The organism is Klebsiella sp. EMBS2024 (assembly GCF_036233805.1).
Lineage (GTDB): Bacteria > Pseudomonadota > Gammaproteobacteria > Enterobacterales > Enterobacteriaceae > Klebsiella > Klebsiella pneumoniae.
On the sequence record NZ_JAZARW010000001.1, the window covers coordinates 3,515,677 to 3,537,270 of the forward strand.

25 protein-coding genes are annotated in these 21,594 nt (G+C 61.0%); 23 read left to right on the forward strand and 2 right to left on the reverse strand.

Annotation, left to right across the window (positions count from 1 at the left end; all coding sequences use genetic code 11):
- Positions 1-324 precede the first annotated feature (324 nt).
- From pduA to VZP09_RS16235, 21 genes are all read left to right on the forward strand, one after another.
- Complete coding sequence (gene pduA, locus VZP09_RS16135) at positions 325-609, forward strand: propanediol utilization microcompartment protein PduA (protein WP_002915737.1); 285 nt, start codon at positions 325-327, stop codon at positions 607-609.
- On the forward strand, positions 606-1,418 hold the full coding sequence (gene pduB, locus VZP09_RS16140) for a propanediol utilization microcompartment protein PduB (RefSeq protein ID WP_002915739.1): 813 nt from the start codon (positions 606-608) through the stop codon (positions 1,416-1,418). Before pduA ends, pduB begins: the two co-directional genes overlap by 4 nt.
- 18 nt (positions 1,419-1,436) lie before the next feature.
- A complete protein-coding gene (pduC, locus tag VZP09_RS16145) occupies positions 1,437-3,101 on the forward strand; it encodes a propanediol dehydratase large subunit PduC (RefSeq protein ID WP_002915744.1) in 1,665 nt (554 codons plus the stop codon).
- Positions 3,102-3,111: 10 nt separating this feature from the next.
- Positions 3,112-3,801, forward strand: a complete 690-nt coding sequence (pduD, locus tag VZP09_RS16150; RefSeq protein WP_002915746.1) for a propanediol dehydratase medium subunit PduD — start codon at positions 3,112-3,114, stop codon at positions 3,799-3,801.
- A gap of 14 nt (positions 3,802-3,815) precedes the next feature.
- On the forward strand, positions 3,816-4,340 hold the full coding sequence (pduE, locus tag VZP09_RS16155; protein WP_002915750.1) for a propanediol dehydratase small subunit PduE: 525 nt from the start codon (positions 3,816-3,818) through the stop codon (positions 4,338-4,340).
- Positions 4,341-4,352: 12 nt separating this feature from the next.
- Positions 4,353-6,185 carry a diol dehydratase reactivase subunit alpha gene (locus VZP09_RS16160; RefSeq protein WP_009485657.1) on the forward strand — a complete coding sequence of 611 codons (1,833 nt, stop codon included), beginning with the start codon at positions 4,353-4,355 and terminating at the stop codon, positions 6,183-6,185.
- Positions 6,175-6,525: a glycerol dehydratase reactivase beta/small subunit family protein gene (locus tag VZP09_RS16165; protein ID WP_004174562.1), complete on the forward strand. Its 351-nt coding sequence runs from the start codon at positions 6,175-6,177 to the stop codon at positions 6,523-6,525. Before VZP09_RS16160 ends, VZP09_RS16165 begins: the two co-directional genes overlap by 11 nt.
- Before the next feature lie 18 nt (positions 6,526-6,543).
- Positions 6,544-6,819: a propanediol utilization microcompartment protein PduJ gene (gene pduJ, locus VZP09_RS16170; protein WP_002915806.1), complete on the forward strand. Its 276-nt coding sequence runs from the start codon at positions 6,544-6,546 to the stop codon at positions 6,817-6,819.
- 21 nt (positions 6,820-6,840) lie between these two features.
- The gene (locus VZP09_RS16175; RefSeq protein ID WP_328795280.1) at positions 6,841-7,287 is read left to right on the forward strand and encodes a BMC domain-containing protein; all 447 of its coding nucleotides are present in this window, start codon (positions 6,841-6,843) and stop codon (positions 7,285-7,287) included.
- On the forward strand, positions 7,287-7,919 hold the full coding sequence (locus tag VZP09_RS16180; protein ID WP_002915810.1) for a phosphate propanoyltransferase: 633 nt from the start codon (positions 7,287-7,289) through the stop codon (positions 7,917-7,919). The genes VZP09_RS16175 and VZP09_RS16180 overlap by 1 nt, the downstream gene beginning before the upstream one ends.
- Positions 7,916-8,407 carry a microcompartment protein PduM gene (gene pduM, locus VZP09_RS16185; protein WP_328795282.1) on the forward strand — a complete coding sequence of 164 codons (492 nt, stop codon included), beginning with the start codon at positions 7,916-7,918 and terminating at the stop codon, positions 8,405-8,407. The genes VZP09_RS16180 and pduM overlap by 4 nt, the downstream gene beginning before the upstream one ends.
- 3 nt (positions 8,408-8,410) lie before the next feature.
- Positions 8,411-8,686: a EutN/CcmL family microcompartment protein gene (locus tag VZP09_RS16190; protein WP_002915814.1), complete on the forward strand. Its 276-nt coding sequence runs from the start codon at positions 8,411-8,413 to the stop codon at positions 8,684-8,686.
- A gap of 10 nt (positions 8,687-8,696) precedes the next feature.
- Entirely contained in the window at positions 8,697-9,713 is a 1,017-nt protein-coding gene (gene pduO, locus VZP09_RS16195) for a two-domain cob(I)yrinic acid a,c-diamide adenosyltransferase PduO (RefSeq protein WP_328795283.1), read from the forward strand.
- On the forward strand, positions 9,710-11,098 hold the full coding sequence (pduP, locus tag VZP09_RS16200; RefSeq protein WP_004143947.1) for a CoA-acylating propionaldehyde dehydrogenase PduP: 1,389 nt from the start codon (positions 9,710-9,712) through the stop codon (positions 11,096-11,098). Before pduO ends, pduP begins: the two co-directional genes overlap by 4 nt.
- Before the next feature lie 11 nt (positions 11,099-11,109).
- Positions 11,110-12,222, forward strand: a complete 1,113-nt coding sequence (gene pduQ / locus VZP09_RS16205; protein WP_025367910.1) for a 1-propanol dehydrogenase PduQ — start codon at positions 11,110-11,112, stop codon at positions 12,220-12,222.
- The gene (locus VZP09_RS16210) at positions 12,219-13,571 is read left to right on the forward strand and encodes a 4Fe-4S dicluster domain-containing protein (RefSeq protein WP_004181170.1); all 1,353 of its coding nucleotides are present in this window, start codon (positions 12,219-12,221) and stop codon (positions 13,569-13,571) included. Before pduQ ends, VZP09_RS16210 begins: the two co-directional genes overlap by 4 nt.
- Before the next feature lie 2 nt (positions 13,572-13,573).
- Positions 13,574-14,128 carry a propanediol utilization microcompartment protein PduT gene (gene pduT, locus VZP09_RS16215; protein ID WP_004181171.1) on the forward strand — a complete coding sequence of 185 codons (555 nt, stop codon included), beginning with the start codon at positions 13,574-13,576 and terminating at the stop codon, positions 14,126-14,128.
- Positions 14,128-14,478, forward strand: coding sequence for a propanediol utilization microcompartment protein PduU (gene pduU, locus VZP09_RS16220; protein ID WP_002915850.1), 351 nt, complete (start codon positions 14,128-14,130; stop codon positions 14,476-14,478). Before pduT ends, pduU begins: the two co-directional genes overlap by 1 nt.
- A 4-nt stretch (positions 14,479-14,482) precedes the next feature.
- On the forward strand, positions 14,483-14,923 hold the full coding sequence (gene pduV / locus VZP09_RS16225) for a propanediol utilization protein PduV (RefSeq protein ID WP_002915858.1): 441 nt from the start codon (positions 14,483-14,485) through the stop codon (positions 14,921-14,923).
- Positions 14,920-16,134, forward strand: a complete 1,215-nt coding sequence (locus VZP09_RS16230) for an acetate/propionate family kinase (protein ID WP_032421799.1) — start codon at positions 14,920-14,922, stop codon at positions 16,132-16,134. The genes pduV and VZP09_RS16230 overlap by 4 nt, the downstream gene beginning before the upstream one ends.
- Before the next feature lie 91 nt (positions 16,135-16,225).
- Complete coding sequence (locus VZP09_RS16235) at positions 16,226-17,092, forward strand: GHMP family kinase ATP-binding protein (RefSeq protein ID WP_004193729.1); 867 nt, start codon at positions 16,226-16,228, stop codon at positions 17,090-17,092.
- Between the two features lie 3 nt (positions 17,093-17,095).
- Here VZP09_RS16235 and cobD read toward each other — a convergent pair whose 3' ends face one another.
- Positions 17,096-18,172, reverse strand: coding sequence for a threonine-phosphate decarboxylase CobD (gene cobD / locus VZP09_RS16240; RefSeq protein WP_328795284.1), 1,077 nt, complete (start codon positions 18,170-18,172; stop codon positions 17,096-17,098).
- A gap of 17 nt (positions 18,173-18,189) precedes the next feature.
- Complete coding sequence (gene amiC, locus VZP09_RS16245) at positions 18,190-19,443, reverse strand: N-acetylmuramoyl-L-alanine amidase AmiC (RefSeq protein WP_004174538.1); 1,254 nt, start codon at positions 19,441-19,443, stop codon at positions 18,190-18,192.
- A gap of 227 nt (positions 19,444-19,670) precedes the next feature.
- Here amiC and argA point away from each other — a divergent pair, with 227 nt between their 5' ends.
- On the forward strand, positions 19,671-21,002 hold the full coding sequence (gene argA / locus VZP09_RS16250) for an amino-acid N-acetyltransferase (RefSeq protein WP_004149616.1): 1,332 nt from the start codon (positions 19,671-19,673) through the stop codon (positions 21,000-21,002).
- 229 nt (positions 21,003-21,231) lie between these two features.
- A complete protein-coding gene (locus VZP09_RS16255; RefSeq protein WP_004185486.1) occupies positions 21,232-21,552 on the forward strand; it encodes a hypothetical protein in 321 nt (106 codons plus the stop codon).
- Positions 21,553-21,594: the final 42 nt, after the last annotated feature.

Below are 21,594 nucleotides of genomic sequence, written 5' to 3' on the forward strand. Positions count from 1 at the left end.
GTATTTTAATTTCCAACCAAATGATAAAAAATTGCGAAAGCGCAGTGCTTATTTTCCAACAAATATCACATCACGCAAAATATCGCATAGCAAAAACAATTTAAAAAATCACCTCTTAAAATGTAAATACGGAGCGTGAATTGCAATATAATCACATTTATACAAAAAATAAAATCAAACAAAAACAATGATATAAAATAAAATAAATCTATTTTATATTATATAAAAACCACTATTTTTTCGCTCTCCACCATCAACTCAGCCATTCTTTTTCGCCGCTCCGCCATATAGTTCCCTCACTGGCACATATCCTGCGAGGTCTTTATGCAACAAGAAGCATTAGGAATGGTAGAAACCAAAGGCTTAACCGCAGCCATAGAGGCCGCTGACGCAATGGTTAAGTCGGCCAACGTTTTATTAGTTGGCTATGAAAGGATCGGTTCAGGCCTGGTGACCGTCATCGTGCGTGGCGACGTGGGGGCAGTTAAAGCCGCCACCGACGCCGGTGCCGCCGCAGCCCGCCACGTGGGCGAAGTGAAAGCCGTACACGTCATTCCCCGCCCCCATACCGATGTTGAAAAAATCTTACCGAAGGGGAATAGCCAATGAGCAGCAATGAGCTGGTTGAACAGATCATGGCGCAAGTCATAGCCCGTGTGGCGACGCCAGAGCAGCAGGCGCTTCCCGATACCCCCCATCCCACAGGAGAGACGGCTATGGCAGAGAAAAGCTGCAGCTTAACGGAATTTGTCGGGACCGCCATTGGCGACACCCTCGGGCTGGTCATCGCCAACGTGGATGCCGCGTTGCTGGAGGCGATGAAGCTCGAAAAACGCTATCGCTCTATCGGCATCCTCGGCGCCCGCACCGGCGCCGGGCCGCACATCATGGCCGCCGATGAAGCGGTCAAAGCCACCAACACCGAAGTGGTCAGCATTGAGCTTCCTCGCGACACCAAAGGCGGCGCCGGCCATGGCTCGCTGATTGTGCTGGGCGGGAATGATGTTTCCGACGTCAAACGCGGGATTGAGGTCGCGCTGAAAGAGCTGGACCGTACCTTCGGCGATGTCTACGGCAACGAAGCGGGTCATATTGAGCTGCAGTATACCGCGCGCGCTAGTTATGCCCTGGAAAAAGCGTTCGGCGCCCCACTGGGCCGCGCCTGCGGCATTATCGTCGGCGCCCCGGCGTCCGTTGGCGTGCTGATGGCCGATACCGCGCTGAAATCAGCCAACGTCGAGGTGGTGGCTTACAGCTCACCGGCCCACGGCACCAGTTTCAGCAACGAAGCCATTCTGGTGATTTCCGGCGACTCCGGCGCGGTGCGCCAGGCGGTGATCTCCGCCCGGGAAATCGGCAAAACCGTACTGGCGACGCTGGGCGCCGAACCGAAAAACGATCGCCCCTCCTACATTTAATACCCGCGAGGCTGATTCATGAGATCGAAAAGATTTGAAGCACTGGCGAAACGCCCTGTGAATCAGGATGGTTTCGTTAAGGAGTGGATTGAAGAGGGCTTTATCGCGATGGAAAGCCCTAACGATCCCAAACCTTCTATCCGCATCGTCAACGGCGCGGTGACCGAACTCGACGGTAAACCGGTTGAGCAGTTCGACCTGATTGACCACTTTATCGCGCGCTACGGCATTAATCTCGCCCGGGCCGAAGAAGTGATGGCCATGGATTCGGTTAAGCTCGCCAACATGCTCTGCGACCCGAACGTTAAACGCAGCGACATCGTGCCGCTCACTACCGCGATGACCCCGGCGAAAATCGTGGAAGTGGTGTCGCATATGAACGTGGTCGAGATGATGATGGCGATGCAAAAAATGCGCGCCCGCCGCACGCCGTCCCAGCAGGCGCATGTCACTAATATCAAAGATAATCCGGTACAGATTGCCGCCGACGCCGCTGAAGGCGCATGGCGAGGCTTTGACGAACAGGAGACCACCGTCGCCGTGGCGCGCTACGCGCCGTTCAACGCCATCGCCCTGCTGGTGGGTTCACAGGTTGGCCGTCCCGGCGTCCTCACCCAGTGTTCGCTGGAAGAAGCCACCGAGCTGAAACTGGGCATGCTGGGCCACACCTGCTATGCCGAAACCATTTCGGTATACGGTACGGAACCGGTGTTTACCGATGGCGATGACACCCCGTGGTCGAAAGGCTTCCTCGCCTCCTCCTACGCCTCGCGCGGCCTGAAAATGCGCTTTACCTCCGGTTCCGGCTCGGAGGTGCAGATGGGCTATGCCGAAGGCAAATCGATGCTTTATCTCGAAGCGCGCTGCATCTACATCACCAAAGCCGCCGGGGTGCAAGGCCTGCAGAATGGCTCCGTCAGCTGTATCGGCGTACCGTCCGCCGTGCCGTCCGGGATCCGCGCCGTACTGGCGGAAAACCTGATCTGCTCAGCGCTGGATCTGGAGTGCGCCTCCAGCAACGATCAAACCTTTACCCACTCGGATATGCGGCGTACCGCGCGTCTGCTGATGCAGTTCCTGCCAGGTACCGACTTCATCTCCTCCGGTTACTCGGCGGTGCCGAACTACGACAACATGTTCGCCGGTTCCAACGAAGATGCCGAAGACTTCGATGACTACAACGTGATCCAGCGCGACCTGAAGGTCGATGGCGGCCTGCGGCCGGTGCGTGAAGAGGACGTGATCGCCATTCGCAACAAAGCCGCCCGCGCGCTGCAGGCGGTATTTGCCGGCATGGGTTTGCCGCCTATTACGGATGAAGAGGTAGAAGCCGCCACCTACGCCCACGGTTCAAAAGATATGCCTGAGCGCAATATCGTCGAGGACATCAAGTTTGCCCAGGAGATCATCAACAAGAACCGCAACGGCCTGGAGGTGGTGAAAGCCCTGGCGAAAGGCGGCTTCCCCGATGTCGCCCAGGACATGCTTAATATTCAGAAAGCCAAGCTCACCGGCGACTACCTGCATACCTCCGCCATCATTGTTGGCGAGGGCCAGGTGCTCTCGGCCGTGAATGACGTGAACGATTATGCCGGTCCGGCAACAGGCTACCGCCTGCAAGGCGAGCGCTGGGAAGAGATTAAAAATATCCCGGGCGCGCTCGATCCCAATGAACTTGGCTAAGGGGTGAAAAATGGAAATTAACGAAACGCTGCTGCGCCAGATTATCGAAGAGGTGCTGGTGGAGATGAAATCAGGCGCAGATAAGCCGGTCTCCTTTAGCGCGCCTGCGGCTTCTGTCGCCTCTGCCGCGCCGGTCGCCGTTGCGCCTGTGTCCGGCGACAGCTTCCTGACGGAAATCGGCGAAGCCAAACCCGGCACGCAGCAGGATGAAGTCATTATTGCCGTCGGGCCAGCGTTTGGTCTGGCGCAAACCGCCAATATCGTCGGCATTCCGCATAAAAATATTCTGCGCGAAGTGATCGCCGGCATTGAGGAAGAAGGCATCAAAGCCCGGGTGATCCGCTGCTTTAAGTCTTCTGACGTCGCCTTCGTGGCAGTGGAAGGCAACCGCCTGAGCGGCTCCGGCATCTCGATCGGTATTCAGTCGAAAGGCACCACCGTCATCCACCAGCGCGGCCTGCCGCCGCTTTCCAACCTGGAACTCTTCCCGCAGGCGCCGCTGCTGACGCTGGAAACCTACCGTCAGATTGGCAAAAACGCCGCGCGCTACGCCAAACGCGAGTCGCCGCAGCCGGTGCCGACGCTTAACGATCAGATGGCTCGTCCCAAATACCAGGCGAAGTCGGCCATTTTGCACATTAAAGAGACCAAATACGTGGTGACGGGCAAAAACCCGCAGGAACTGCGCGTGGCGCTTTAACAAAGGATATCCCGATGAATACCGACGCAATTGAATCCATGGTACGCGACGTGCTGAGCCGGATGAACAGCCTACAGGACGGGATAACGCCCGCGCCAGCCGCGCCGACAAACGACACCGTTCGCCAGCCAAAAGTTAGCGACTACCCGTTAGCGACCCGCCATCCGGAGTGGGTCAAAACCGCTACCAATAAAACGCTCGATGACCTGACGCTGGAGAACGTATTAAGCGATCGCGTTACGGCGCAGGACATGCGCATCACTCCGGAAACGCTGCGTATGCAGGCGGCGATCGCCCAGGATGCCGGACGCGATCGGCTGGCGATGAACTTTGAGCGGGCCGCAGAGCTCACCGCGGTTCCCGACGACCGAATCCTTGAGATCTACAACGCCCTGCGCCCATACCGTTCCACCCAGGCGGAGCTACTGGCGATCGCTGATGACCTCGAGCATCGCTACCAGGCACGACTCTGTGCCGCCTTTGTTCGGGAAGCGGCCGGGCTGTACATCGAGCGTAAGAAACTCAAAGGCGACGATTAACANNNNGTAAGCATGCGCTATATCGCTGGCATTGATATTGGCAACTCCTCGACAGAAGTCGCCCTGGCGACGGTCGATGACGCAGGTGTGCTGAACATTCGCCACAGCGCGTTGGCTGAAACCACGGGTATAAAAGGCACATTACGAAATGTGTTCGGTATCCAGGAGGCGCTAACGCAGGCGGCAAAAGCGGCCGGCATTCAGCTCAGCGATATTTCGCTTATTCGCATTAACGAAGCCACGCCGGTCATTGGCGATGTGGCGATGGAAACCATCACGGAAACCATCATCACCGAGTCCACCATGATCGGCCATAACCCGAAGACACCCGGCGGCGTCGGACTGGGGGTCGGCATCACCATCACACCAGAGGCGCTGCTGTCCTGCTCCGCGGACACTCCCTATATTCTGGTGGTCTCCTCGGCCTTTGACTTTGCCGATGTCGCCGCGATGGTCAATGCGGCAACGGCAGCGGGCTATCAGATAACCGGCATTATTTTGCAGCAGGATGACGGCGTGCTGGTCAATAACCGGCTACAGCAACCGCTACCGGTGATCGACGAAGTTCAGCATATCGACCGGATTCCACTTGGCATGCTGGCGGCCGTCGAGGTCGCTTTACCCGGTAAGATCATCGAAACGCTCTCCAACCCCTACGGTATTGCGACCGTTTTCGATCTCAACGCCGAGGAGACCAAAAATATCGTGCCAATGGCGCGGGCGCTGATTGGCAACCGCTCGGCCGTGGTGGTGAAAACCCCCTCCGGCGACGTCAAGGCCCGCGCTATTCCGGCAGGTAATCTGCTGCTCATCGCTCAGGGGCGCAGCGTACAGGTTGATGTGGCCGCCGGGGCGGAAGCCATCATGAAAGCGGTTGACGGCTGCGGCAAACTGGACAACGTCGCGGGAGAAGCGGGCACCAATATCGGCGGCATGCTTGAGCACGTGCGCCAGACCATGGCGGAGCTTACCAATAAGCCAGCTCAGGAGATCCGCATTCAGGATCTGCTGGCCGTTGATACGGCGGTGCCAGTCAGCGTGACCGGCGGTCTTGCGGGAGAGTTCTCGCTGGAGCAGGCGGTGGGTATCGCCTCGATGGTCAAGTCGGATCGCCTGCAGATGGCCCTCATCGCCCGTGAAATTGAGCACAAACTGCAGATTGCGGTTCAGGTGGGCGGCGCCGAAGCGGAGGCGGCCATTCTTGGGGCGCTCACCACTCCCGGCACCACGCGCCCGCTGGCGATCCTCGATCTGGGCGCCGGGTCGACCGACGCCTCCATTATCAATGCGCAGGGAGAGATCAGCGCCACTCACCTGGCCGGCGCCGGCGATATGGTCACGATGATCATCGCCCGCGAGCTGGGGCTTGAGGACCGCTACCTGGCGGAAGAGATCAAAAAATATCCGCTGGCAAAAGTCGAAAGCCTGTTTCATCTGCGTCATGAAGACGGCAGCGTCCAGTTTTTTCCGTCGGCCTTACCACCGGCGGTATTTGCCCGCGTCTGCGTGGTGAAACCGGATGAACTGGTTCCTCTGCCCGGCGATCTGCCGCTGGAGAAAGTGCGCGCCATTCGCCGTAGCGCCAAATCACGCGTCTTTGTCACCAACGCCCTGCGAGCGTTACGCCAGGTGAGCCCTACCGGCAACATTCGCGACATCCCGTTCGTGGTGCTGGTGGGCGGCTCGTCCCTCGATTTCGAGATCCCCCAGCTGGTCACCGACGCGCTGGCGCACTACCGGCTGGTTGCCGGGCGCGGCAACATCCGCGGCTGTGAAGGCCCACGCAATGCGGTCGCCAGCGGATTACTCCTTTCCTGGCAAAAAGGAGGCACACATGGAGAGTAGCGTAGTCGCCCCCGCCATCGTCATTGCCGTCACTGACGAATGCAGCGAACAGTGGCGCGATGTCCTGCTGGGCATTGAAGAGGAAGGCATTCCTTTTGTTCTGCAGCCGCAGACCGGCGGCGATCTTATCCATCACGCCTGGCAGGCGGCGCAGCGTTCGCCGCTGCAGGTAGGCATCGCCTGCGACCGGGAACGGCTCATCGTGCACTACAAAAATTTACCCGCATCAACTCCGTTGTTTTCGCTGATGTATCACCAGAACAGGCTGGCCCGGCGAAACACTGGCAACAATGCGGCTCGTCTCGTCAAAGGGATCCCATTTCGGGATCGAAATGCTTAATCCACAGGAGAACGCAGTATGAATAACGCACTAGGACTGGTTGAAACGAAAGGCCTGGTTGGCGCCATTGAAGCCGCTGATGCAATGGTGAAATCCGCCAACGTGCAGTTGATTGGTTACGAAAAAATTGGCTCCGGGCTGATTACCGTGATGGTCCGCGGAGACGTCGGCGCGGTCAAAGCCGCCGTTGACGCCGGCAGCGCGGCGGCCAGCGTGGTCGGCGAGGTCAAGTCCAGCCATGTGATCCCGCGCCCGCATAGCGATGTTGAGGCCATTCTGCCGAAATCCGTCTGACCCTCAAAAAAGGAGCACCGCGTGAAGCAATCACTGGGATTACTTGAGGTCAGCGGTCTGGCCCTGGCCATCACCTGCGCCGACGCTATGGCGAAAGCGGCCGCCATCACGCTGCTCGCCCTGGAAAAGACCAACGGTTCCGGCTGGATGGTGGTGAAGATCGCCGGTGATGTGGCCTCTGTCCAGGCGGCGGTGATGACCGGGGCCGAACTCGCCGAACGGCAGCAGGGGCTGGTAGCGCAGAAGGTTATCGCCAGGCCCGGGGAAGGCCTGCTGCCGGCCCGCGTCCAGGCGCCTTCACAAGCGCCTGACGTCGCCGTGACGGAGGAGAACACGGCCCTCACAGACGCCCCCTCCCACTCTACGGAGCGGGTGACCTGCAACCTGTGCCTGGACCCACACTGCCCACGACAAAAAGGCGATCCCCGCTCGCAGTGCCTGCACGCCGGTAAACGAGGTGACGCGTAATGGATAAACAACAGCTGGCTTCGACAGTCAACAAAGTGCTGGATGAGATGCGCCAGCGTCCCATTCCAATCGGTATCTCCAGTCGCCATATCCATTTAGCGGCGGCTGACTATGCCAGGCTTTTTCCCGCGCAGCCCATCCAGCCGAAAAAAGCGCTGCTGCAGCCGGGACAATATGCTGCAGAGCAGACGGTGACCCTGGTTGGCCCCAAAGGGCGATTAAACAACGTGCGCCTGCTCGGCCCTTTGCGCCAGACCAGCCAGGTGGAAATCTCACGCACCGACGCCCGGATCCTCGGTATCGCCGCGCCGCTGCGCATGTCCGGCAATCTGCAGGGCACGCCGGGGATCCGCCTGATAAGCCCCTTTGCCGAACTGGAGCTGAGCGGCGGGACGATTGTTGCCCAGCGACATATTCATATGTCGCCACTTGATGCGTTGATCCTGCGCGTCTCCCATGGCGATAGCGTCGCGGTGGCGATCGAAGGCAGCGACAGGCGGCTTATCTTCGACAACGTGGCGGTCCGCGTTGCCCCGGATATGCGTCTTGAGATGCACATCGATACTGACGAGGCTAATGCGGCAGGCGCTGACGCTGCGCAAGCCTGGGCAACGCTGGTGACGAAGCCATGAACCACGCGATGCTGCAGCGTATCGTCGAAGAGGTCGCCGCCCGTCTGCGCCGTCGCGCCCTCAGCACGGCCACGCTCAGCGTGGCCCAGCTCGGCGAAGCGGATATCCGCAGCCTGCTGTGCCAGCACGCTTCGCTGCGCATCGTGCAGGTGGATTTACCGCTGCTGGAGCAGCTTGCCGGCCAGCGTGCGCTGGCGGCAGCCGGTTGCGCACTGCATGAGGCGATGGCCTGGGGCGTTCGGGTACAGCTAACGCTGCTTCCCGCCCTGCTCCCCGCGCTGGCGGTAAAAAAACTCGCCCGCTTGCCGCTGACGTTCAGCGATCCGCTTGGCCAGCCCGTCAGGCTTCACGCCGCGTCGGTGCTCACCTATACCGACGTAGCCCATTTCAGTGGCGGCTATCTGGTGCTGCGCCGCCGCCCCATTATCACCGCCCTCGCCCGCGAAGCGGCCGTNGCGCGGCATGTTCAATTGATTAAGCAGGAGTGAACTATGCATCTGGCACGCGTGACCGGCGCCGTCGTCTCGACGCAAAAATCGCCCTCTCTGAACGGCAAAAAACTGCTGCTGGTGCGCCGGGTAAGCGCGGACGACGATCGTCCGATTCTCCCCACGAGCGGCGATGAAGTGGCGGTAGATTCGGTTGGCGCTGGCGTCGGCGAGCTGGTGCTGCTCTGCAGCGGCTCGAGCGCACGCCACGTTTTCAGCGGCCCGAATGAGGCCATCGATCTTGCCGTCGTGGGCATTGTTGACTCACTTTCACGCTAAGGGGGCGCCTGTGGCTATCTATACCCGAACCGGCGATGCCGGCAGTACATCACTCTTTACCGGCCAGCGGGTCAGCAAGACGCATCCGCGCGTCGAAGCCTACGGCACCCTGGATGAACTGAACGCCATGCTGAGCCTGTGCGTCTGCGCCGTCGCTGAAGAGGAACAGCGCACCCTGCTCGAAGCCCTGCAGCAGCACATTTTTTGGTTCAGCGCGGAGCTCGCCAGCGACAGCGAACAGCCATCACCGGGTAAGCGCTATATCAGCAGCGAAGAGATTGCCCTGCTGGAGCAGACCATCGATCGCGAGATGGCCCGCGTGCCGGCGCTGCACCAGTTTGTATTGCCCGGACGCTGTGAAGCCGCCAGCCGTCTGCACCTGGCCCGCACCGTTGCCAGACGGGCGGAGCGCCGGCTGGTCGAGCTGGGGGCAGAGGTTACTATCCGTCAGATACTGCTGCGTTATCTGAACCGCTTATCTGACTGCCTGTATGCCCTGGCGCGCAGCGAGGATCATGCCGCTCACCAGCGCCGCCTTGTGACGGAGATCGCGGCCCGCTATCTGGCCGCCAGCAGGTCGCCTGCGCCCGACGCGCCCAAAGCCCAGGCCGGGTCGCTCTCCTTTCACGAGCTGCATCAGCTCATCCGTCAGGCCATTGAACACGCCCGCCAGCTGCAGGTGCCGGTGGTGATCAGCATCGTTGACGCACACGGCACCGAAACCGTGACCTGGCGAATGCCCGATGCGCTGCTGGTCAGCAGCGAGCTGGCGCCGAAAAAAGCCTGGACCGCCGTCGCCATGAAAACCGCCACCCACGAGCTCGCGACGACCGTACAGCCATGCGCTGCGCTGTACGGTCTGGAGAGCCATCTGCAGGGCAAAGTCGTCACCTTTGGCGGCGGATATCCGCTGTGGCGCGATGGCCAGCTAATAGCCGGCCTCGGCATTAGCGGCGGCAGCGTCGAGCAGGATATGGCTATTGCACAGGCTGCCATGGCGGCCATTAACGTGAGAACTCATCAATGAATACAGCAGAACTGGAAACCCTTATCCGCACCATCCTCAGTGAAAAGCTCGCGCCGACGCCCCCTGCCCCTCAGCAAGAGCAGGGCATTTTCTGCGATGTCGGCAGCGCCATCGACGCCGCTCATCAGGCTTTTCTCCGCTATCAGCAGTGTCCGCTAAAAACCCGCAGCGCCATTATCAGCGCCCTGCGGGAGACGCTGGCCCCCGAGCTGGCGACGTTGGCGGAAGAGAGCGCCACGGAAACCGGCATGGGCAACAAAGAAGATAAATATCTGAAAAATAAAGCCGCTCTTGAAAACACGCCGGGCATAGAGGATCTCACTACCAGCGCCCTCACCGGCGATGGCGGGATGGTGCTGTTTGAGTACTCGCCGTTCGGGGTTATTGGCGCCGTGGCGCCCAGCACCAACCCAACGGAAACCATTATCAACAACAGTATCAGCATGCTGGCGGCGGGTAACAGCGTCTATTTCAGCCCCCATCCCGGCGCGAAAAAGGTCTCGTTGAAGCTTATCGCCAGGATCGAAGAGATCGCCTACCGCTGCAGCGGGATCCGTAACCTGGTGGTGACCGTTGCCGAGCCGACCTTTGAAGCCACCCAGCAAATGATGTCCCACCCGCTGATTGCCGTTCTGGCTATCACCGGCGGCCCTGGCATTGTGGCGATGGGCATGAAAAGCGGTAAAAAAGTGATCGGCGCTGGCGCCGGCAATCCGCCGTGCATCGTTGATGAAACCGCCGATCTCGTCAAAGCCGCCGAAGATATCATCAGCGGCGCCGCCTTCGATTACAACCTGCCCTGTATCGCCGAAAAAAGCCTGATCGTCGTCGCCTCCGTCGCTGACCGCCTGATCCAGCAGATGCAGGATTTTGACGCGCTGCTGTTGAGCCGACAGGAGGCCGATACCCTGCGTGCCGTCTGCCTGCCCGACGGCGCGGCGAATAAAAAACTGGTCGGTAAAAGCCCGGCTGCGCTGCTGGCGGCGGCGGGTCTCGCCGTTCCGCCTCGCCCCCCTCGCCTGCTGATAGCCGAGGTGGAGGCGAACGACCCCTGGGTGACCTGCGAGCAGCTGATGCCGGTGCTGCCGATCGTCAGGGTCGCCGACTTTGACAGCGCCCTGGCGCTGGCCCTGCGCGTTGAGGAGGGTCTGCACCACACCGCCATTATGCACTCGCAGAATGTCTCGCGGCTCAATCTGGCGGCACGCACCCTGCAGACCTCCATTTTTGTCAAAAATGGCCCGTCTTACGCGGGAATCGGCGTCGGCGGCGAAGGGTTTACCACCTTCACCATCGCCACGCCAACCGGAGAAGGCACCACCTCCGCGCGGACGTTCGCCCGCCTGCGGCGCTGCGTGTTGACCAACGGTTTTTCCATTCGCTAACCGGGGGCGCCATGCATACCTTTTCTCTGCAAACGCGCCTCTACAGCGGCCCGGGCAGCCTGGCCGCGCTGCAGCGCTTTAGCCATCAGCACATCTGGATCGTCTGCGACGGCTTCCTGGCGCGCTCGCCGCTGCTTGACCGACTGCGCGCCGCGCTGCCCGCCAGCAACCGCGTCAGCGTGTTCAGCGATATTACACCGGATCCGACCATTCACACCGTGGCGAAAGGGATAGCGCAGATGCAGACCCTGCGTCCGCAGGTGGTGATCGGCTTCGGCGGCGGCTCGGCGATGGATGCCGCCAAGGCTATCGTCTGGTTCAGCCAGCAGGGCGGTCTGCCTGTCGACACCTGCGTGGCGATCCCCACCACCAGCGGTACCGGTTCGGAAGTGACCAGCGCCTGCGTCATCAGCGACCCGGAAAAAGGGATCAAGTACCCGCTGTTCCATGAGGCGCTCTGTCCCGACATGGCGATCATCGACCCGACGCTGGTGGTTAGCGTACCGCCCACCATCACAGCCCATACCGGGCTGGACGCGCTGACCCACGCCCTGGAGGCATGGGTCTCGCCGCAGGCCACCGATTTTACCGATGCGCTGGCGGAAAAGGCCGCCAGGCTGGTGTTTCGCGCCCTGCCCGTTGCGATTCGTCAGGGCGACTGCATTGCGACCCGCAGCAAAATGCACAATGCATCAACCCTCGCCGGTATGGCCTTTAGCCAGGCTGGCCTTGGGCTCAATCATGCGATCGCCCATCAGCTTGGCGGCCAGTTTCACCTCCCCCATGGCCTGGCCAATGCGCTGCTGCTGACCGCGGTGATCCGCTTCAATGCCGGCGAGCCGCGAGCGGCTAAGCGCTATGCACGCCTGGCCAGGGCCTGCCGCTTCTGCCCGCCCGCAGCTGGCGAACAGGAGGCTTTCCAGGCGCTGCTTACCGCGGTGGAAACGCTGAAACAGCAGTGCGCCATTCCCACCCTCAAGGGCGCGCTGCAGGAAAAGTATCCCCTTTTCTTATCGCGAATTCCCGCCATGGTGCCGGCCGCGCTGGCCGACGCCACCCTGCGCACCAACCCGCGTCCGGTCGATGGCGCGGCCATCGCGCAACTGCTGGAGAACCTGCAATGAGTGAAGCGATAGGGCCACTATCAAGCATTGATGCAGCGGAGATCCGCGAACGCGTTCGGGCCGCTGGCGTCGTAGGAGCCGGTGGCGCAGGCTTTCCGACCCACATCAAACTGCAGGCCCGGGTGGACACCGTGCTGGTGAACGCCGCCGAATGCGAACCGATGCTGAAGGTTGACCAACAGCTGATGGCTCAGCAGGCTGACCGACTGATTCGCGGCCTGGGTTACGCGATGACCGCCACTGGCGCCCGGGAAGGGATCATTGCCCTGAAGGCGAAATATGCTCCGGCGATTGCGGCATTAACCCCACGACTCCCGGAATGGGCCCGGCTGCATATTCTGCCTGACGTCTATCCGGCCGGGGATGAGGTGCTCACTATCTGGCTGGCGACGGGACGCCGCGTACCACCTGCCGCGCTGCCGGTCAGCGTCGGCGTGGTGGTCAATAACGTGCAGACGGTGCTCAATATCGCCAGAGCCGTGGAACAGGGCTATCCGGTAACTCGCCGGACGTTGACCGTCAATGGCGCCGTCGCCCGTCCGCTGACGCTGGCCGTACCACTGGGTATATCGCTGCGCGAGGTGCTGGATCTGGCCGGCGGCGCGACGGTTGACGATCCGGGGTTTATCAACGGCGGTCCGATGATGGGCTCGCTTATTACCTCCCTCGAGACACCGGTCACCAAAACCACCGGCGGCCTGCTGGTGCTCCCGGGCAACCATCCATTGATCCAGCGACGGCGGCAGGATGAACGAACGCTGCTCGCCATCGCCCGCACCGTCTGTGAACAGTGCCGTTTATGCACAGATTTATGCCCCCGGCACCTGATCGGCCATGAGCTTTCCCCTCATCTGCTGGTGCGGGCGGTGAACTATCGCCAGGCGGCCACCCCGTCGCTGCTGCTCAGCGCCCTGACCTGTTCGGAGTGCAACGTTTGCGAGAGCGTCGCCTGCCCGGTGGGTATTTCCCCCATGCGCATCAACCGTCTGCTGAAACGTGAGCTGAGGGCGAAAAACCTGCGCTACGACGGACCGCTGCGTCCGGCGGACGAGATGGCGAAGCACCGCCTGGTGCCGGTCAAGCGGCTCATCAGCAAACTGGGACTTGATCCCTGGTATCAGGAAGCGCCGCTGACGGCGGTGGAGCCGGAGGTGGCCTGCGTCACCCTGCCCCTGCGCCAGCATATCGGCATCAGCGCCGTGCCCTGCGTCGCGCCGGGAGAGCGGGTAACGCGCGGCCAGCTACTGGCGGATATCCCCGCCGACGCCCTCGGCGCGCCGGTGCACGCCAGTATTGACGGCCTGGTCTCCGCCATCACGGAGCAGGCCATTACGCTTGTAAGAGGTTAATCATGACCCAGGCTATCGGAATTTTAGAACTGACCAGCATCGCCAGGGGNATGGAGCTGGGTGACGTCATGCTGAAAAGCGCGAACGTACAGCTCCTGCTCTGCAGAACCCTTTGCCCCGGGAAATTCCTGCTGATGCTCGGCGGCGACGTCGGCGCCGTGCAGCAGGCAATCGCCGCCGGCACCGCGCGCGCTGGGGAGATGCTGGTGGACAGCCTGGTGCTGGCCAACATTCACCCCAGCGTACTACCGGCGATCAGCGGTCTCAACGTGGTCGGGCAGCGGCAGGCGGCGGGGATCGTCGAAACCTGGAGCGTGGCGGCGTGCATCAGCGCCGCCGACCACGCGGTGAAAGCGGCCAACGTCACCCTGGTGCGGGTCCATATGGCGTTTGGTATCGGCGGCAAATGCTACATGGTGGTGGCGGGTGATATCGCCGATGTCGACAACGCCGTCACGGTGGCCAGCGACAGCGCAGGCGAGAAAGGATTACTGGTTCACCGGGCAGTGATCCCGCGACCGCACGATGCGCTGTGGCAACAGCTGATGGAGGGATAATGGAACCGCAAACCCCTACCGAACGCATGATCCAGGAGTATGTCCCGGGCAAACAGGTCACTCTGGCGCATCTCATTGCCAATCCTGGCAAAGATCTGTTCAAAAAGCTGGGTCTGCCGGACGCGGTCTCCGCCATCGGCATTCTTACCATTACCCCCAGTGAAGCATCGATTATCGCCTGCGACATCGCTACCAAGTCCGGCGCGGTGGAGATCGGTTTTCTCGATCGCTTCACCGGCGCGGTGGTGTTGACCGGCGATGTCTCCGCCGTGGAGTACGCGCTCAGGCAGGTCACCCGCACCCTCGGTGAGCTGATGCGCTTCACCGCTTGCCCAATTACCCGGACCTGAGCCCATGAAACGCCTGATGCTAATCGGACCCAGCCAGTGCGGCAAAACCTCGCTGACCCAGGTATTGCGTGGCGAAACCCTGCGCTATCAGAAAACCCAGGCCATCGTCTGGACGCCGGCCGCCATCGATACCCCCGGGGAATATCTGGAAAACCGCTGCCTGTACAGTGCACTGCTCACCAGCGCCTGCGAGGCCGATGTCATCGCGCTGGTACTAAATGCCGATGCGCCCTGGTCACCTTTTTCTCCGGGGTTTACCGCCCCGATGAACCGCCCGGTCATCGGGGTGATCACTAAAGCCGATTTGGCCGCCCCGCCCCGTCTGCAACAGGTCCGGACATGGCTCGAGACGGCGGGCGCCGGACATATCTTTATCACCAGCGCGTTAACCGGCGACGGGCTTGATGACCTGTTCGCCTGCCTAAATGCAGAGGAATATCAATGACCTATAAAATCATGGCGATTAACGCCGGCAGCTCCTCCCTGAAGTTTCAGCTGCTTAACATGCCGCAGGGGGCGTTGCTCTGTCAGGGGTTGATCGAACGTATCGGCCTGCCCGAGGCCCGCTTCACGCTGAAAACGTCGGCACAGAAATGGCAGGAGACGCTGCCCATCGCCGATCACCATGAGGCAGTGACCCTCCTCCTGGAGGCGCTGACCGGCCGCGGGATCCTGAGCAGCCTGCAGGAGATCGACGGCGTTGGCCACCGCGTCGCCCACGGCGGCGAACGCTTCAAAGACGCCGCGCTGGTCTGCGACGATACCCTGCGGGAGATCGAGCGCCTGGCGGAGCTGGCGCCGTTGCATAACCCGGTCAATGCGCTGGGCATTCGTCTTTTTCGCCAGCTGTTACCCGCGGTACCGGCGGTGGCGGTTTTTGATACCGCCTTTCACCAGACCCTGGCGCCGGAGGCCTGGCTCTATCCCCTTCCCTGGCGCTATTACGCCGAGCTGGGCATTCGCCGCTACGGTTTTCACGGTACCAGCCATCACTATGTCAGCAGCGCGCTGGCGGAAAAGCTGGGCGTACCGCTGAGCGCCCTGCGGGTAGTAAGCTGCCATCTGGGCAATGGCTGTAGCGTCTGCGCCATCAAAGGCGGGCAGTCGGTGAATACCTCAATGGGCTTTACTCCCCAGTCCGGGGTGATGATGGGCACCCGCAGCGGCGATATCGACCCGTCGATCCTTCCCTGGCTGGTGGAGAAAGAAGGGAAATCCGCCCTGCAGCTCAGCCAGCTGCTGAATAATGAATCCGGGCTGCTGGGCGTCTCCGGTGTGTCATCTGATTACCGCGACGTCGAACAGGCAGCTGACGCCGGCAACGAACGGGCGGCTCTGGCGCTGTCGCTGTTTGCCGAACGCATTCGCGCGACTATCGGCAGCTATATCATGCAGATGGGAGGTCTGGACGCGCTGATCTTTACCGGCGGCATAGGCGAGAATTCCGCCCGGGCGCGGGCGACGATCTGCCGCAATTTGCATTTTCTCGGCCTCGCGCTGGACGACGAGAAAAACCAGCGGAGCGCGACCTTTATTCAGGCGGATAATGCGCTTGTCAAAGTGGCGGTGATCAACACCAATGAAGAGCTAATGATTGCCCGCGACGTCATGCGTCTTGCATTGCCGCAGGCGCGCGAGCTGGCGGTGTCGGCATAAACGACGCGCCTCCTCTTGCGGAGAATCATGGTAACCGGCGGGTCGCCATGCCACTATGCGCCCTGGCGAAGGTAAGCGGAAAGGTGAAAACGTGGCTGTTGCACAATGTCCCGCCTCGTGCGGAGAACTTATCCAGGGCTGGATCCTCGGCAGCGAAAAGCTGGTCTCCTGTCCGGTGGACTGGTACAGCACCGTCGAGGTCGAGACCGGGGTACCGCGAAAAGACGAGCGGCCGCTGTCGCGGGCGATGGTCGACCAGCTGCTGGCCCACTGGGGCTACCCCCCAGCGCTGAGCCAGCAGATCCGCATCACCCTGCACTCAACGATCCCGGTGGCCAAAGGGATGGCCAGCAGCACCGCCGATATCGCTGCCACCGCCGTCGCCACCGCCCATCATCTGGGCCATCTACTGGATGAGCCGACGCTGGCGCGCCTGTGCGTCGCGCTGGAGCCTACCGACAGCACCCTGTTTCGCCAGCTGACGCTGTTCGACCATAATACCGCCGCCACGCAAATCGCCTGTCCCCCTCCGCCGGCGCTCGACCTGTTAGTGCTGGAGAGCCCGCTGACGCTGCGCACCACCGACTATCACCAGCTGCCGCGCGAGCCGGGCCTGTTGGCAAACGCCTCCCGGCTGCAGCTGGCGTGGGAGAAAGTACAGCAGGCCTGCCACTGCGGCAACCCGCAGCTGCTGGGCGAAGCAGCGACCATCAGCGCCATTGCCAGCCAGCAGCTGTTGCCTAAGCCGGGGTTTGACGCGCTGCTGGACCTGGTGGAAAGCGCAGGGCTCTATGGTCTCAACGTGGCGCACAGCGGCAGCGTCGTCGGCCTGCTACTGGACCGCCGTCGGCATGACGTCGAATTTCTGCAATGGCGGCTGGCAGACAGCGACATCGCCGCCCACTGGCCGCAGCAGCATCTGTTGGCAATGGTGCCCGGGGGCGTCATCCTGCAGTAGGCCTCAGGCCAGCACCCGGCGCAACGCCGCCAGCAGCTGGTCGTTTTCCTCGGCGCTGCGGATCGCCACCCGGAAATAGCGGCTATCCAGCCCCGGGTAGTTGGCGCAGCTGCGGATCAGCACATGCTGGCGCAGCAGGGCATATTGCAGGTCAAAATCGGCTCTGTCGCAGCGCAAGAACAGGTAGTTAGCACGCCCGGGCCACACGGTCAGCCCGGCCATCTCCTGCAGCTGCGCATAGAAACGCGCTCCCTCCTCCTGCAGCCACTGCCAGGTGGCCCGCTGATACGCCCGATCCTGGAGAATAATTTCCCCGGCCAGGGCGGCATAGGCGTTGATGGACCACGGCATTTGTCGCGCGCGCAGTCGGGCCACCGCCTGGGCATCAGCGTTCAGCAGGTAGCCGAGACGCAGCCCCGGAATGGCATAAAATTTGGTCAGCGATCGCAAAACCCAGACGTGCGGATGCTGCGCCAGCAGAGGAATAAACCCCGGCTGGTCGGGGATAAAGTCGAGGAAGGCCTCATCGAGGATCAGGCTGATGTTCAGCGCCCGGCAGCGCTGCGCAATGGCTTCCAGCAGGCCCCGCTCCGGCAGCAGGCCGGTGGGGTTGTTCGGGGTGCAGAGAAACAGGCAGTCCAGCGCCGGAGTCAGGGCATCGAGGATCGCGTCGGTCAGCTGCCAGCCATCGCGCTCCCGCAGGGCATACTCCACCACCTCACAGTCCACCGTCTGCAGCGCCCGCCGGTACTCCGCAAAACCGGGAATGACGATCATCGCCCGCCGCGGCTTAACGCCGTGGACGAGGGTGAAGATCGATTCAGTTTCGCCGTTGCCGGCGAGGATATGCGCCGCCGGCAACTGATGGTGGGCAGCCAGCGCCTGATGCAGCTGTTGATACTCGACGTCAGGGTAGCGTTCGGCGCAGCCTGGGTTGTCAACGATCGCCTGCCTGAGCGAGGCAGGCATCCCCAGCGGATTGATGTTGGCGCTAAAATCCAGCAGCTCGCCGGGGGCTATGCCCAGCAGGGCGGCGGCCTCGCGGATATTGCCGCCATGGGCGCTTTTCAGTAAGGCCATGTCCCTTTCCTGTGTGGTTATCCGCGGCGGGCCAGCGTCGCGCCGTCGGCGAAGTAGGCTTTAATCCCGGCGAGGATCGACTCGGCCACCTCCTGCTGGAATTTGGCCGTTTTCAGTTTCCGCTCTTCTTCCACGTTACTGATAAACGCCGTCTCCACCAGAATGGAGGGGATATCAGGCGCCTTCAGTACCGCAAAGCCCGCCTGCTCTACCCGATTCTTGTGCAAATTATTGATATTGCCCATTTTCTCCAGCACCGCCTTTCCGAATTTGAGGCTGTCGGCGATGGTGAGGGACTGCACCATATCGAACATGGTGTGGTCGACATAGCGGTCGCCGCTCTTGCTGACCCCACCGATCAGATCCGAGGCGTTCTGCGTCTGGGCGAGATATTTTGCCGCGGTACTGGTGGCCCCCTTGGTGGAGAGGGCAAACACCGAAGAGCCGCTGGGCTGGCGGCTGGTAAAGGCGTCGGCGTGAATCGACACGAACAGGTCGGCGCGCTGCTTCTGCGCCTTGGCGACACGCACTTTCAACGGGATAAACACGTCTTCGTTGCGGGTCATATAGGCCTTCATATTGCCTTCTTTGTCGATCAGCGCCCGCAGGCGACGGGCGATCTGTAGCACCACATCTTTCTCGCGGGTGCGATACTTCCCCACGGCACCGGAGTCTTCGCCGCCGTGCCCGGGATCGAGCATGATGACAATCGGCCGGTCGCGCCCGGCTTTGCCCGGCTGCGGCCCGCTTTGCGCCGGCGGCACCTGCCGCTCCAGATCGCCTTTGTTGTAATCCTCGAGCAGCGCCAGCAGCGGATCCTGAACATCGGTAGCGTTGGCGGGGTAGAGATCCATCACCAGACGCTCTTTAAAGCCGGCCACCGGCGCGAGGGCAAACAGCTGCGGCTTAACGTTCTGCTTGAGTTCGAAGACCATGCGCACGGTTTGCGGATCAAACTGGCCCACCCGGGCGGACTTAATAAAGGGATCGTCAGCGCGGATCTGGCCCCCCATGCCCTTCAGTACCGAGTTCAGGTTAACCCCCTCCAGATCGACCACTACCCGTTCCGGATTACTGAGGGCAAACTGCCGGTATTTCAGCACATGATTCGATTCCACCGTGACGCGGGTGTAGGTCGATGCTGGCCAGACGCGAACAGCGACCACCCGCGCGGCGGCGGCCAGCCCAACAGGGCTCACGCTCATTAACCACATGGCGCCCGCCCCCTGCAATAAACGGCGACGGCTTAATCCAGAGTTGTTTCCCGACATGCCACTCCCAAGCAATAAAAACGCATTTATACCCAAAACAAACAGATTGACCAGAAACTTTAACGAAAGGCATATAACCTGTCATCTATAAAAGGGTAAACATTCATTGACACCCTGCGCCGGGTCACATGTTTTTCGCGGCTTAGCCTCAAATTGGGGCTTGCGTTTAACGGCAAAACAGAATAAAAATACAATAATTACGAATAATCATGCATTGAGGGTTTGTCATGGTGAAGGAACGTCGCACTGAACTGGTAGAAGGATTCCGCCATTCTGTTCCCTATATTAATGCCCATCGGGGAAAAACGTTTGTCATCATGCTGGGCGGCGAAGCCATTGAGCATGAAAATTTCTCAAATATTGTCAATGACATAGGATTATTGCATAGCCTGGGCATTCGCCTGGTGGTGGTCTATGGCGCCCGCCCGCAGATTGACGCTAACCTCGCCGAGCACCATCACGAGCCGGTCTATCACAAGCAGACGCGAGTGACTGACGCCAAAACGCTGGAGCTGGTTAAGCAGGCGGCGGGGATGCTGCAGCTGGAGATCACCGCCCGTCTGTCGATGAGCCTCAACAACACCCCGCTGCAGGGGGCCCATATCAACGTTGTCAGCGGCAACTTTATCATTGCCCAGCCGCTGGGCGTCGATGACGGCGTCGATTATTGCCACAGCGGACGCATTCGCCGCATTGACGAAGAGGCGATTCATCGTCAGCTCGACAGCGGCGCCATTGTCCTGATGGGGCCGGTCGCGGTGTCGGTCACCGGCGAGAGCTTTAACCTGACTTCGGAAGAGATCGCTACCCAGCTGGCCATCAAGCTGAAGGCGGAGAAAATGATCGGCTTCTGTTCGTCGCAAGGGGTTTACAACCAGGCCGGGGAAATTGTCTCCGAACTGTTCCCTAATGAGGCGCAAGCCCGCGTCGAAGAGCTGGAAGCAGACGAAGACTATAACTCCGGCACCGTGCGCTTCCTGCGCGGGGCGGTGAAGGCCTGCCGCAGCGGCGTACGGCGCTGCCACCTGATCAGCTATCAGGAAAATGGCGCGCTGCTGCAGGAGCTGTTTTCACGCGACGGCATCGGCACCCAGATCGTCATGGAGAGCGCGGAGCAGATCCGTCGGGCGACCATCAATGATATCGGCGGTATTCTTGAGCTGATAAGCCCGCTCGAGCAGCAGGGCATTCTGGTACGCCGTTCCCGCGAACAGCTGGAGATGGAGATCGACAAATTCACCATTATTCAGCGCGATAACACCACCATCGCCTGCGCCGCCCTCTATCCTTTCCCGGAAGAGAAGATCGGCGAAATGGCCTGCGTGGCGGTGCATCCGGATTACCGGAGCTCGTCGCGGGGAGAGGTGCTGCTGGAGCGTATTGCCGCTCAGGCCAGGCAGATGGGACTGAGCAAGCTGTTCGTGTTAACCACCCGCAGCATCCACTGGTTCCAGGAGCGCGGCTTCACGCCGGTGGATATCGACCTGCTGCCGGAGAGTAAAAAGCAGATGTATAACTATCAGCGCCGGTCGAAGGTGCTGATGGCCGACCTCGCTTAAGCCCTTCTCCTCTCTATCTAACGGCCCGGGATAGCGCGACGCTTATCGCTTTATCCCCGGCCGGTCTCCCGCCCCTCTTCCCGCCAGCCTGGCGTACGCACGCGGGCGAAATTCCTGGTTTCCGCGCAGGCCATTTCTTTCTCGCTGGCTCACCGATATGCTATTGGCTGTCGACAGGACGTCGACTGGCGCCGCGGCCGCCACCCGCCCTGTAAGGATCGCTTAAAGAATGGAACCCAAACCGAACTGGCTGGTCAGACATATTAATCTCATTACCACCGCGGTCGCCCTCTATCCGTGGTTGCTGATGATACTGCTCCTCTGGGATAACCAGCGCCATCATCAGCATGGCTATGCCGCGCTCGGCGCCGCCATCGCGATATTATTTCTGCTGGCCCTGACGTCCGGCATGAATCTTCTCATCTCCTCGCTGGTGATTTTTTGTGCCCGCTGTTCCACCCCACCGCTGGCCGGCGGCGCAGCAGTCCGCTTTTTCGCCATGAACTCGATCTCGGCGCTCTGGCTTATCCCTCTGTTCTTCAGTTACTGATTTTTCCGCCAGCCCGGGCAACGGCTGCAGCATTTTCCATCG